This window comes from Phaeobacter sp. G2, assembly GCA_025163595.1.
Classification (GTDB): Bacteria; Pseudomonadota; Alphaproteobacteria; order Rhodobacterales; family Rhodobacteraceae; genus Pseudophaeobacter.
Genome location: CP104100.1, coordinates 1,229,153 through 1,241,847 on the forward strand (window position 1 = coordinate 1,229,153; position 12,695 = coordinate 1,241,847).

Genomic DNA, 12,695 nt, shown 5'->3' on the forward strand with positions numbered 1-12,695 from the left:
GAAGGGGCGGCCAAACCGTGGAAACCCACAAGCGCCGGAGCCATCGCAAGAAACGAAGCGGTCAATGCCTCACGATACCTAGGGCGCGCGCTGTGGCGACGATGGAGCGGATACCACCGCCGAAGCCGCGTTGAAACCAAGATGCACTGTGTGAAGCTGCTCGGCCAATCGCTGATGGCCTGGGACTTCGACCGGCAGGTAGCGGAAATCCAAGTCCGCATCGCGGTCCTAAACCGCTACACCGCTCTTGGCATACCCGTCACAGAGCCCGTAGGGTAAATCCGCCCAGGGAAAGGGGAAATGCGCTCAGACCCCGATTTGTGCAACAAAGCCTGGCCGGAGTGAAAGACGGGGCTCAGGTCAATGGCAAAACATGACCTAATCGAAACAGGTTTGTCGAAAATGATACTCGCGAGCGCCTTTTGACAAGACGTGTCCATTTCTCGGGGGGCTTAGGGTCCGGATCCTAGCTAACAAGTTCACCCAGAATTTTGCGAAGTAAATCGGCTTTTTCACTTCCGATCTTGTTGAAAATCGCATCGTCTTCAAGTCGTGCTTGCTCGCGGATTTGCTCAACGCGTTTCCTGCCCAAATCTGTCAAAACAAGGTTGACCTGCCGCTGATCGACGCTTGCCATCTGTCTGTGGACGATGCCGTCAGACACCATTCGATCAACCAGCTTTGTCAGCGTTGGCGGGTTCATCAAGACAGCCTCTGCCAGGTCTCCCATCGTCAGTTTTGCGCCGGCTTCGAGAATTTCCATCACGCGCCAAGCTTCTACCTGAACGTTAAACTCCCTCAACCGTTTACTCAGCGCACCGTGAACTTTGCGGTGCGCCGTTGCGAGCGAGTAGGACAGGTAGGATTGAACTGGGTGTGGGCTCGACATTGTTATTCTCGTATTTTTGGGTCCAGATTGCAAATTAATTGACTTGGAAAGCAATTTCAACGCATTTTACTATTCATGTTGGTTGCCAATAACTCCAAAAGTGCCGGTCCGGGCTCGCCTAAGGTAATCGCGCCAAGCGAGCTAAGCGAAATCGAAGGCAAACTATCAGATTTTCCGAGGAATACGTTTCGTATTGGTTTGCTCATTCCAATGTGCGGGTCAGCGGGTTTGTGGGCGCCATCCTGTATATCTAGTGCGCAGGTCGCGGTTGCCCAGCTCAATGAGAAAGACGGAATAGATGGCCGCCCAGTCGAGCTGATCATGATTGATTCAGCACTTGAGGCGCAGACACCAGTCGAAGAAGTGATCAACTCGCTAATTGAAATTCAAGCGATTGATGCGATTGTTGGGATGCATATCAGTGCTGTGCGTCAAAACCTGAGCAAGATCATCCGGCAGCGCGTCCCCTATATCTATACCCCACTTTATGAGGGAGGTGAAAATACAAAGGGTATTTTTGCAATTGGTGACACGCCAGACCGCCAACTTGGGCCCGCGCTGGAACACTTTTGCAAAGATATGAAGATCAAGAACTGGGCGCTTGTGGGCAATGACTATGTCTGGCCGCGTTCATCGAACAGCTATGCCACCAAAAAACTATCTCAGTTGTCCGCACATATCACCTACGAGCGCTATTTGCCGTTCGGTGTCAGCGATATGTCGAGCCTTGTGTCCGAGATTGCGCAATCCAATGCTGAGGCGGTTTTGCTCTCTCTTGTTGGTCAGGATGCTGTCACGTTCAACCGCGCATTTGGTGAGGCGGGAATGCATGACCGCATGGTCCGATTTTCATGCGCGATTGAAGAGAACGGGTTGTTGGCGAGCGGTGAGGAAAATCTCAAGCGCCTGTATTCGGCGGCATCATATTTCGGGTCCTTGGCGACGCCTGAAAACGAGAATTTCCGCGAAAGATATTACCGCATTCACGGGGATACTGCGCCTGCCTTGAACGCCTTGGGCCAGTCCACCTACGAGGGTGTGCAGTTTCTGGCAGGCCTGATGACAGCCTATAAGGACGACTGGCGGGACAAGGATAGCCGCAGTCTGGGCGCGATAAAATTTGATTCCGTGCGGCGATCGCGCCATAGCAAACGGAACCTGAATGAAGCACCGATATACCTGGCCAAGGCTGACGGTGCCCTTTTTGAGATCATAAAAGAGCTATAAATCAAATGGTTATACGTTTTAGTTGAAACGGAAAATAAAATACTTGAATTGGAAAGTTAATTCGGCAAGCCTTAGCTGACGGGGCTTGCTGCGACTTCGATAAGCGCGATCCCGACATCTCGTCTACTTGGGAGGGTAGCTTTGACTTGGGTCGTATCCATCATCATTCTGGTCGTTGTCATTTTACTGGGCCTTTGGTTTCTCCAGAAATTCTATGCTAAGGCAACGCTGAATTCTGCTCTCGTTCGGACAGGTCTTGGTGGCCAGAAAATTGTCCTGAGTGGCGGCTGTATCGCCATTCCAATCCTGCACCATGTTCAGCGGGTGACAATGGGTGCCGTCACATTCGCGGCTGAGCGTAAGGGCAACCAAGGCCTCCTGACTGGGGATCAATTGCGTGCCGATGTCGCAATGGAGTTTGAGTTCCACGTTGAGAGCCGCGACGACGCTGTCGCAACTGCCGCACAGGCGCTAGGATCAAAAATTGAGCGAGGTGGAGACGCCATCGAAGAGTTGCTGTCGGGTTCTTTGGTGGATGCGATGCAAAACGCAGCAGCGAAACGCACGCTTGAGCAGCTGCATTCTGACCGCTCAAGTTTCATATCTGATGTTGAAGCCGCGGTGGCCGCGAAAGTTGGAAAATTAGGGCTGTCCCTTGTTTCTGTTTCATTAATCCGTGTCGATCAAAGCGATTTATCGCAGTTTGACGAGAAAAACGCGTTTGCGGCTAAGGGGCTGCGTCATCACGCTGAACTGATCGCAGAGCAGCGCCGCGAGCGGGTTCGCATCGAAACGGAAACCGATATCGCCGTGCGGGAAAGCGGGTTGGCCAAGCACCAACGACAACTTGAAATTGACCGCACCGAACGAGAGGCGACAATCGCGCAGCAAGAGGCGCTTGAAAAGCTCGAAGCGCAATCGCGAGCGAAGAAGGAGGCGGCCAAGTCTGAAGCCGAGTTTTTGATCGAGCAGCAAAAACTGACCTCTGCCAACCAGATCAAGGCGGCCAAAGTCGCAAATGACGAGGCGCTGCGCCGCGCAGAGATGGCGGCCATTCTCGCGCTGGAAGAAAACAAAATCGAGAATGACACGAAGCTGGCCGAGTTGCGGACTGCGGAATTCAAAACGCAGGCAACAGAGGAATCCGCGCGGGTCGCGGTTCTTTTGGCGGCAGAGGATGTTCAGGCCCAGAAAGAAAAGGCCGTCGCGCGGCGCGAACTTGAAACGGCCGAACTGAAGCTCGCAAAAGAAATCAAACTCAGCACGGCTCAGGCCAAGAGTGATGCCGAAACACTGGCTGTTAAGACCAAGGCCGAGGCGGAGGCTGCCAAGACAATCGCCGGCGCTGAGTTGGCCAAATCCGAGGCTGCAGCAAAGGCCAAGACGGCCCTGATAGAGGCCGACAACTCGATGAGTGAAACGCTTGTCGGGATGCGCCTTGAGGAGAAACGTCTGGATCGTATGCCCGAGATCATGACGCAGATGATGAAGCCTGTTGAAAAGATCGACTCGATCAAAATCAACCACATCGGAGGGATGGGCACGCCAACTGGCGGCTCAGGCGATGGGGGTGCTGACGGGGCGTTTGGAGCGGCGATGGATCAGATATTGGGCATGGCCGTTCGGTTGCCCGCCATGAAGCAAATGGGAGAGGAGATCGGACTTGATTTCGATCCCAATATTGCAGGCCGCACGGCCGATTACGCCAACCGCATCAAGGCAAAAGACGACAAAGCAAATAAGTGATGCAACCAACAGAGCGTGGTGGGGAACCATGCGTGGAGGATACTATGACAAATCTCAATCGACGTAAATTTCTGGGAACCGGCGCGGCACTGACCGGCGCTGCGATGATGCCAAGCTTTGTGATGGCTGGTGAGACGATCAAACTCGGGTCCATTCTGGATACATCAGGCCCCTTTGACGCCTATGGTAAGCCGATGGATATCGCCATGCGTTTAGCGGTCGATCAAATCAATGCGGATGGTGGATTACTGGGCAAGCAAGTCGAAGTTATCTCATATGATACGCAATCTGACATGGCGCTTTACACGCAGTATGGCCAACAGCTCACCCGTCAGGACCAGGTTGATGTGGTCCACGGTGGCATCCTGTCTGCGTCCCGCGAGGCGATCCGTCAGACCATGCGCAGGACAGAGACGCTTTATTTCTACAACGTGCTTTATGAAGGCGGCGTCTGCGATAGAAACATCTTTATCAACGGCGTGACACCAGCACAGCAAGTCGAAGCCTTGGTGCCTTATGCGATGGGGAAATCGGGTCAGAAGGTTTATATTCTTGCCGCTGATTACAACTACGGTCAGTACATGGCGAGCTGGATCCAGAAATTTGTCGCCGATAATGGTGGTGAGACTGTCGGCGTTGACTTTTTCCCGCTCGATGTTGCTGACTTTGGTTCAACGATTGCCAAGATCCAGACGGCTGCGCCCGACCTTGTGATTGCTCCGCTCGTTGGGGGCAATCACTTGTCATTCTTCCGTCAATGGGCAGCCGCTGGCATGAAGGATCGCATTCCACTCGCCTCGACAACTTTGGGTGTCGGCAACGAGCACAAGGTTCTGACGCCCGAAGAAGGCAACGGGATCATGGTTGCTTACAATTACTCGCAGGAATTGGACTCGCCCGAAAACAAAAAGTTCAAAGAGGCGTGGGCCGCTGCCAATGACGGCGACCAGAGCATGCATGAAATCGCAGTATCCAACTACCACGGTATCCTGACGTGGGCCGAGGGTGTTCGCCAAGCGGGATCGCTTGATCGTGACGCCATCATTGACGCGCTGGAAACCGGTATTTCGATTACTGGCCCCGGCGGTGTTGTGACGGTCGACCCCAAAACACACCACGCGGTGCTTGATGTGCATGTGATGGAGATTCAAGACCAGCAAATGAAGGTCATTGAAACGCTCCCACAGCGGCAGCCAATTGATACGCAGGCCGTCTGCGATCTTGAGGCTAACCCGGACGACAACACACAATACGAGATCGAAATCTAGCCCGCTAGTTGCCGACCTCAGAGGGCTACCTGTCGGGTGGCCCTCGTTTCAACCACTGGCCGAGGCACGCCCTTGGCTTGCCAAAACATGTGAGCTGTCATGGATCTATTTGTCGTTATCTTGGTGGAAATCCTCTACGCTATTGCCTCGTTGGCGTTGATCAGCGCCGGCCTTGCCGTCGTTTTTGGCATGATGAAGGTGATCAACCTGGCGCATGGCGAATTCATGATGATGGGCGGATATGCGACGATCACGGCCGTTAATCTGGGTGTGAATGTCTTTGTTGCGATGCTGATAATTGCGCCGTTGGTCGTCGGGCTGATAGGCTTGATCGTCGAGAGGCTGGTTATCCGCCATCTTTATGGGCGGTTGGTCGACACGATGTTGGCAACTTGGGGCCTTAGCTTGTTTTTCATCGGCGCCGTTACGATGATATTTGGCAATACCACAACGAGCATTACGACCCCGATTAAGGGTTTCACCGTCGGAAACTACCAAATCAACGGGTACAACTTCTTTATTATCTTTGTCACAATCTGCCTGCTGATCGGCATCTATGTCCTGCTCAAGACGACACGGATGGGGCTCATCGCCCGAGGTACCATGCAGGAATCCAACATTGCCGCGGCCCTTGGATATAGCCCTGATCGCATCTACATGACGACGTTCTTTTGTGGGTCAGCGTTGTCAGGTCTGGCGGGCGCGATCCTTGCGCCCTTGGTCGGGTTGGTGCCGACGTCTGGGGGGATTTATATCGCAAAGGCATTCATCACCGTCATTGCTGGTGGGCCGTCTCTCATTGCGGGCCTTGTCAGTAGTTCGGGTCTCTTTGGCCTCGTCAATCAGGTCTTCACGTTTGCTATCTCGCCGGTGATCGGCGAAGTCGCTCTGCTTGTCACAGCCGTGGTCCTGCTGCGCTTGCTACCACAGGGCGTTACGGGCAAGTTTTTCAAGGGGAAGATGTAATGTCGCTCGCTTGGGGAAAAGGGGACGTCGCAGCACTGATATCTGCGGTGGCTTTGCTGTTGATGATGCCTATGATCATCAGCACTTACACACTCACGGTTCTGGTTATCTACGGCATGCTTGGGCTCAGTCTGGGCCTGATCTGGGGCTATGGCGGCATCTTGTGTTTTGGACAGGCAGCGTTCTTTGGCCTTGGGGCCTATACCTACGCGATTGCCGCGATCAACATCGGCGAAAGCACCGTGCCAATGATATTGGCAATCCTTGTTCCTGCTGTCTTTGCGGCGCTTCTTGGCGCGATGATGTTTTATGGGCGGCTTACGGATGTGTATCTGGGCGTCATAACATTGGTCGTGACGTTGATCCTGTTCAAATTCATCAACTCGACGGCCGGACCACAATATGAAATCGGAGACGCCCGTTTGGGTGGGTTCAATGGCATCCCCGGATTCCATACGCTTAACGTTCCGGGGCAGCCGAACAACTACATTTGGGGCGACGCATTGTATTACGTCTGCGCGGTTGCACTGATCATCGTGTTCTTCTTTGTGACGTGGGTGTTGCGCACCCCCTTCGGGCGCATCGCCGTGGGCATTCGCGAGAATGAAACACGGGTGTCTTTGATGGGTTACGACGTACGTGCCCGAAAAACCGCATTGTTTGCGATCGGTGCAGGCATTGCTGGTCTGGCGGGTGGTTTCTTTGCCAATTGGGGCGAGATCGTAACGCCGGGTTTGTTCAGCTTAGGCCAATCAGCCGAGATCATCATCTGGTGCATCGTCGGTGGGCTTGGGACGCGGTTTGGCCCGATCTTGGGAGCTGCGGGGCTGGCCTATCTGAAGTTTATGCTCGGGCAGCAGACAATGGTCGACAACACGCTGATCACGGGCATCATACTGGTCTTGTTCGTCTTGTTCCTCCCCAAGGGGATTGTTCCTGCCGTTACGTCGCTCTGGTCTGTCAGTTTCGCAAAACGCTCTCCTAGAAACCGTCGAAACAGGCGCGGATCGCGCACATCTGGTGGCGTCCATGGCTGAGCTCGTTCTTGAAACCGAAGGTCTGACAAAACGCTTTGGGGGTGTGGTCGCATCCGACAATGTTAACTTCAAACTCAAAGCACGAGAGCTGCGGTGCCTGATTGGCCCGAATGGGGCCGGTAAGTCGACATTCTTTAAATGCGTGACGGGCCTGCATGCGCCGACCGAGGGCAAGGTCTTTATGCGCGGACAGGAAACGACGGGTTGGAATTCGCATGAGATCGCTTCGCTTGGTGTTGGCATCAAGACGCAGGTGCCAAATGTCATGGACTCGCTGTCGGTGTTCGAAAATATCTGGATGGCGGCGCGGCGTTTCATGCCCACGCGCGAGGCAACAGAAAAAACCAATGACATCATTGAGCGATTGCGGCTCGGGCCGATCGCCAAGGCCGACCTAGGCCGCCTCGCCCACGGGGAACGTCAACGGGTCGAGTTAGGGCTGGTCGCTGTCGCCGACCCGTGGCTTGTTCTTTTGGACGAGCCTGCCGCCGGGATGAGTGGGGAAGATGTCGAACGCATGAGCGAAATCATCCACGAGCTAACGCGAACAGCCGCCGTGGTCATCGTTGAGCATGACATGCAATTCATCCGATCCATCGCAACAACTGTCACCGTGTTCCACCAAGGCGCGGTGTTGATGGAGGATCACGTCGACAAGGTCATGGCAGATCCAGTTGTTCGGAACGTTTACCTTGGAAAGAACGCATGATGACACAAGATGACCGCGCAATCTTACTGGAAGTCAAAAGTCTGTCGGGCGGCTACGGCAAAGTGCCTGTGCTACACGGCATTGATTTCCAGATTGCCGAAAATGAAGTCGTCGGCATCCTCGGGCACAACGGTATGGGCAAATCCACCCTGCTCAAGACTGCAATGGGGTTCTTGCCGGCAGCCTCTGGGACCATTCGATTTCACGGCGCCGAAATCACTCGGATGAACCCCAATGAGCGTGCCGGGCGCGGCATCGGGTATGTCCCCCAAGGGCGCGGAATTTTCCCGCAACTTTCGGTGCGCGATAATCTGCGGTTTGCATGGCACGACTATTCCGGTGGCAGTGAAGAGGAGGTGATGGAGCTAGTGCTTCAGGACTTCCCGCGATTGGTGCGGCTATTGGATCGCGAAGGTGGCGCGCTTTCAGGGGGCGAGCAACAATTGCTGGCTTTGGCGCGATGCCTGATGGGCGACCCTGAATTCCTGCTGCTTGATGAGCCGACTGAGGGTATTCAGCCCTCGATCATCGAAGAGATGTCAGAAACGCTTTTGAAATTGCGTCAGAATCGCGGCTTATCGATCCTGCTGGTGGAACAAAACTTCGACTTCATCTCGGATTTATCGGACCGCGTTCTGGTGCTTGAACGGGGTCGTATAACGGGCGAGCTTTCAAAGAGCGACCTTACAGATCAGGCAAAGGTCGATCAGTTCCTCGGTTTTGGCGCGGCGCGTTCGACACGCGGAAATGCGGGCCATTCGCCATCGCCACCCAATGCCAGATCTTCCGATCCAGATATGCCGACGCCGGCCCCCAAGAAATCTACACAAACTTCATCTGACACCTCTTATGATGTTGTGCAAACCGCGGTGACCAATATGACAATCAAACGTCCAACCCTTAGCCAAATGCGGACTATGGCAGAACGCTTCGGCATGAATCTGACTGATGCCGAATTGGCGGAGTATTGCGAGATCATCGAGCCCTATATTCAGGCTTATGACCGTTTGGATGCGCTGCCGGATTATTTGCCAGAAGTGCGCTACCCGCGTGCACCCGGCCATTTCCCCGATGCGACGGATAATGCTCTGAACGCCTGGTACGTCAAAACCGATGTCAAAGGTGCGATGGATGGCCCGCTGCGTGGCAAGCGCATTGCGCTAAAGGATACGATATGTCTGGCTGGCGTACCGATGATGAACGGATCGTCAATTATGGAAGGGTACACGCCCGAAATTGACGCCACCATTGTCACCCGAATGCTGGATGCCGGCGCCACGATTGCAGGCAAGGCCCATTGCGAAAACTTCTGCCTGTCGGGCGGGTCGCACACCAACGCCAAAGGCCCAATCCACAATCCTTGGAAGCGTGGATATATGGCTGGCGGCTCATCGGGCGGTTCTGCAGCACTTGTCGCAGCGGGTGAGGTCGACATGGCCATTGCAGGCGATCAAGGCGGCTCGATCCGTATCCCGTCGTCCAATTGCGGCGTCTATGGCATGAAGGCCACTCACGGTCTGGTGCCTTACTCGGGGGTCATGCCGATTGAGCAGACCATTGACCATGTCGGCCCAGTCACGAAAACGGTGGCCGATAATGCACTGTTGCTCGAGATTTTGGCAGGTGAAGACGGCTTGGACCCGCGCCAGTACAAGCCCAAGACCTATCGCTACACCGAAGCGCTTGGCAAAGGCGCGCATGGGATGCGCATTGGGATCCTCAAGGAAGGGTTCGGCGGGCCATCCGCAGAATCTGACGTTGATCATAAAGTAATGGTCGCTGCCGAACGGTTCCGCGAATTGGGTGCTCGTGTCGAAGAGGTTTCAGTGCCCGAACACGAATTGGCTGTTGATTGCTGGACGGCGATCACAGTTGAGGGCCTGCAAGATCACATGATGCATGGTAATTCTGGGGGCACCAACTATCGCGGCCTTTTCGTGCCTTCGATGATGGACCACATGGCGCAGTGGCGCAGCAGGCCGGATGAGCTCAGCCATTCGCTCAAGACTTGCATGTTCTTGGGGGAATACTTCCAGGAACAATACCGTGGCCGGTTCTACGGCAAGGCGCAAAACCTGATGCGCAAGGTAAACGAAAGATACGCCGCGGCGCTCAAGCAGTACGATCTGTTGCTGATGCCGACTGTTCCGATGAAGCCGCAGCAAATTCCTCCGTCTGACTGCTCTATATCGCTTTACGTGCAGCGGGCCTTTGAAATGATTGCAAACACTGCCCCGTTCAATGGTGGCCTGCCCGCGATGAGTGTTCCTTGTGGCCTGTTGGAAGGACTTCCAATCGGGATGATGCTTGTCGGCCCGAATTATGGTGAAATGAAAATTTATCAGGCCGCTCATGCGTTTGAGCAGAGCGAAGACTGGCAGAGAATGTGAGGAGCGGACAATGTCAATTCTGAATGAAAGCCTGGCCCACAAGATCGGGGCCTCTGATGTGACTCAATCCGGTTCTAATGGCGCGGCCGGGGCGGCCCCAGCTGACGGGCAATCCTATGTGACGGGCACGAAAGAACCGGACCTGAGGTATATCACAATCTCGACCCTGCTACGCGAGACGGTGTCGCGATTTGGACCGAGGGATGCTTTCGTTTTTTCAGAATCAGGACTGCGGCTTAGCTATTACGATTTTGATCGGGATGTGGATGCACTGGCATCGGGCTTTTTGGCCTTGGGCCTTGAAAAGGGCGATCGCATCGGGATTTGGTCCCCCAACCGGTACGAATGGGTGCTGATGCAGTTTGCCACGGCCCGCATTGGGTTGGTGCTGGTCAATATCAATCCGGCTTACCGGTTGGCTGAACTGGAATATGCGCTCAACAAAGTGGGCTGCAAGGCGCTGGTTCTGGCAAAAGAATTCAAGACGTCAGACTACCTGAAAATGGTGCAACAACTCGCACCAGAGATGCAAAATGCGGAACCGGGGCGCTTGAACGCGGCGAAGCTCCCGACGTTGAAGCATGTGATCGTGATGGGGGCAGATGAGGTGCCCGGATCGTTCAGGTTTGATGACGTGAAAACCCTTGGTGGGCCGGCCCAACAGCTTAGATTGTCGATGATTGAAAGCACGCTCAGCCCGGATGAGCCGATCAATATCCAATTCACATCGGGCACAACTGGTGCGCCAAAAGGTGCGACACTGTCCCATTACAACATCGTCAATAACGCCCGTTTTGTGACGGACCGGATCAACCTGACGGATGCTGACCGCCTGTGTATTCCGGTGCCGCTGTATCATTGTTTTGGGATGGTGATGGGAACCCTTGGTGCCGTGAGCAAAGGTGCCGCGATGATCTTCCCCGGTGAGGCGTTTGAACCGGCGGCTACCCTAAAGGCCCTGTCAAAGGAACGCTGCACAGCCGTTTACGGTGTGCCGACGATGTTTGTGGCTATGCTACAGGAACTTGAGGACAACCCCATCAATCTGGCGTCGCTGCGAACCGGTATTATGGCTGGTGCGCCTTGCCCGATTGAGGTGATGGAACAGGTTAATTCGCAAATGAACATGACCGAAGTGACGATCTGTTACGGCATGACGGAAACGTCGCCGGTGTCGTTCCAGAGTTTTGTGGATGACCCAACCGACAAAAGATGTGCCACCGTCGGGCGTATCCACCCCCACCTGGAAGTAAAGGTCATTGATGCCGAGGGCCAGATTGTTCCCATAGGCGCGCAAGGCGAGCTTTGCACGCGCGGGTATTCGGTCATGAAGGGATACTGGGACGATGATGCGCGCACCAATGAGGCAATCGTTGATGGCTGGATGCATACGGGTGATCTGGCAATTCTCGATGCTGAAGGGTTCTGCTCGATCGTTGGGCGGGTCAAAGATATGATCATCCGCGGCGGCGAAAACATATATCCCCGAGAGATTGAGGAGTTCCTGTTCCGGCACCCGCAGATCGCTGAAGTTCAAGTATTTGGCATTCCGCATGAAAAACTCGGCGAAGAGGTCTGTGCCTGGGTCGTTGCGCGGGCCGGAGAAGAACTATCCGGTGAAGCGGTGCGAAGTTTCTGCCAAGGCCAGATAGCACACTACAAAATCCCCAAGCATGTTCGGATCGTTCAGGAAATCCCGATGACCATCACCGGCAAACCGCAAAAATTCGTGATGCGGGACAAAATGGTTGAGATTCTTACGGCAACCTAAAACGTCTGACCCTTAACCTAAAGGCATCCTGTGATGCCGATTTCCCGAGAACGACGAGGGTGTGGCAGCGCGTAGCCTCCTAAAGTCTAAAGCGCGGCACCGTGCGCTCGTCGGTTTCCCTGGTCAGGTTTATCTAAGATAAAAAGATAGCTCGGTTATTGGGAAGCAATGAGTGAAATTGCCTTGGGATGAGAAAACGGATCCGGTTGACGAAGTCTGCCGGTTGTTGACCTTTGGAAAATTAAAAGTCCGCCTTACCGGGCTTTATCCCAAAAATTGGAGAAGGACCAACGTCGCCAATTTATCTATGGCACAAGCGGGCATTGGCGCATTCGCAGCGTAAGCTCAGTTTGTCCCGCGACTTGTGAATTCGACCGTTGATCCATGCTGCGGATTGCATGAATGGCCGCATATTCCGCTGCGCGGCGGTATGGTGGTTTTCGCTCATGCCGCATTTCTTGCGCTGCGAGCGCGCGCAGCATGAAATCAATACTTCCGGTGTGGGCTCCTTGCCGCCATTAGATCGATCGCAGCATTTTGCCCGTTGGGTGACAGGGGCCCCTTCAAGGACGGCCCACACCAGCCGTTGACCAGAGATCCAAGCGCTGCGTTGCAACTTCCCCGAAGCAGCCGTTCGACACGTTGTGCAGCATTTTTGTTGGCAAGATGTCGGCTGAGCGGGACGAAGTTAG

General features: G+C 54.4%; 9 protein-coding genes and 1 pseudogene. 9 read left to right on the forward strand and 1 reads right to left on the reverse strand.

Annotated features, from left to right (window positions below):
* The first annotated feature begins 9 nt into the window (after positions 1-9).
* Positions 10-279, forward strand: a pseudogene (locus N1037_05975) (IS5/IS1182 family transposase).
* A 187-nt stretch (positions 280-466) separates the two neighbouring features.
* Here N1037_05975 and N1037_05980 read toward each other — a convergent pair.
* Positions 467-889 carry a MarR family transcriptional regulator gene (locus N1037_05980; protein ID UWS80565.1) on the reverse strand — a complete coding sequence of 141 codons (423 nt, stop codon included), beginning with the start codon at positions 887-889 and terminating at the stop codon, positions 467-469.
* Positions 890-964: 75 nt separating this feature from the next.
* Here N1037_05980 and N1037_05985 point away from each other — a divergent pair, with 75 nt between their 5' ends.
* The 8 genes from N1037_05985 (at position 965) to N1037_06020 (ending at position 12,003) form a co-directional block, all read left to right on the forward strand.
* A complete protein-coding gene (locus N1037_05985) occupies positions 965-2,116 on the forward strand; it encodes a substrate-binding domain-containing protein (GenBank protein UWS80566.1) in 1,152 nt (383 codons plus the stop codon).
* A gap of 141 nt (positions 2,117-2,257) precedes the next feature.
* The gene (locus N1037_05990) at positions 2,258-3,862 is read left to right on the forward strand and encodes an SPFH domain-containing protein (protein ID UWS80567.1); all 1,605 of its coding nucleotides are present in this window, start codon (positions 2,258-2,260) and stop codon (positions 3,860-3,862) included.
* 44 nt (positions 3,863-3,906) lie between these two features.
* On the forward strand, positions 3,907-5,130 hold the full coding sequence (locus tag N1037_05995) for a transporter substrate-binding protein (GenBank protein UWS80568.1): 1,224 nt from the start codon (positions 3,907-3,909) through the stop codon (positions 5,128-5,130).
* A gap of 99 nt (positions 5,131-5,229) precedes the next feature.
* Entirely contained in the window at positions 5,230-6,096 is an 867-nt protein-coding gene (locus N1037_06000; GenBank protein UWS80569.1) for a branched-chain amino acid ABC transporter permease, read from the forward strand.
* The gene (locus N1037_06005; GenBank protein ID UWS80570.1) at positions 6,096-7,133 is read left to right on the forward strand and encodes a branched-chain amino acid ABC transporter permease; all 1,038 of its coding nucleotides are present in this window, start codon (positions 6,096-6,098) and stop codon (positions 7,131-7,133) included. The genes N1037_06000 and N1037_06005 overlap by 1 nt, the downstream gene beginning before the upstream one ends.
* Positions 7,126-7,842 carry an ATP-binding cassette domain-containing protein gene (locus N1037_06010; GenBank protein UWS80571.1) on the forward strand — a complete coding sequence of 239 codons (717 nt, stop codon included), beginning with the start codon at positions 7,126-7,128 and terminating at the stop codon, positions 7,840-7,842. The genes N1037_06005 and N1037_06010 overlap by 8 nt, the downstream gene beginning before the upstream one ends.
* Positions 7,839-10,232 (forward strand): amidase, encoded by a 2,394-nt coding sequence (locus N1037_06015; protein UWS80572.1) that lies wholly within the window; start codon positions 7,839-7,841, stop codon positions 10,230-10,232. The genes N1037_06010 and N1037_06015 overlap by 4 nt, the downstream gene beginning before the upstream one ends.
* A gap of 10 nt (positions 10,233-10,242) precedes the next feature.
* Positions 10,243-12,003, forward strand: coding sequence for an AMP-binding protein (locus tag N1037_06020; protein UWS80573.1), 1,761 nt, complete (start codon positions 10,243-10,245; stop codon positions 12,001-12,003).
* The last annotated feature ends 692 nt before the right edge of the window (positions 12,004-12,695 follow it).